1 pseudogene is annotated in these 571 nt (G+C 62.0%); it reads left to right on the forward strand.

Features of this window, described 5'->3' with window-relative positions:
- Positions 1-571 (forward strand): annotated as a pseudogene (locus FNL14_RS23045) (pyruvate dehydrogenase (acetyl-transferring), homodimeric type); the annotation flags it as partial.

Raw genomic sequence — 571 nt, forward strand, 5'->3', positions numbered from 1 at the left:
CTACGGACTCGGACCCCACTTCGAAGGCCGCAACGCCACCCACCAAATGAAAAAACTCACCCTAGAGGACCTTAAGGAATTCCGGGATTATCTCCGTATTCCAATATCCGATGCCCGTCTGGAGGAAGATCCGTACAGCCCGCCCTATTTCCATCCAGGCCATGATGCGCCGGAGATTGCCTACCTCCATGAGCGGCGCCGTGCCTTGGGCGGTGCCGTGCCGGAACGGCGGCCGGACCACCAGCCCGTTGAGCTGCCCGAGGCCAAGACGTTTGACGTGGCCAAGCGCGGCACAGGCAAGCAGCAAGCGGCAACCACCATGGCGTTTGTCCGGTTGCTCAAGGACCTGATCAGGGACAAAAAGTTCGGCCACCGGATTGTGCCCATCGTCCCGGACGAATCCCGGACCTTCGGCATGGATGCCTTCTTCCCGACGGCGAAAATCTACAACCCCGGCGGCCAGAACTACCTGTCCGTGGACCGCGACCTGGTCCTGGCCTACAAAGAATCCGCCCAGGGCCAGCTGATCCACCCCGGCATCAACGAAGCCGGGGCCGTGGCAGCGTTCACC

The organism is Pseudarthrobacter sp. B4EP4b, assembly GCF_006680095.1.
GTDB lineage: Bacteria > Actinomycetota > Actinomycetes > Actinomycetales > Micrococcaceae > Arthrobacter.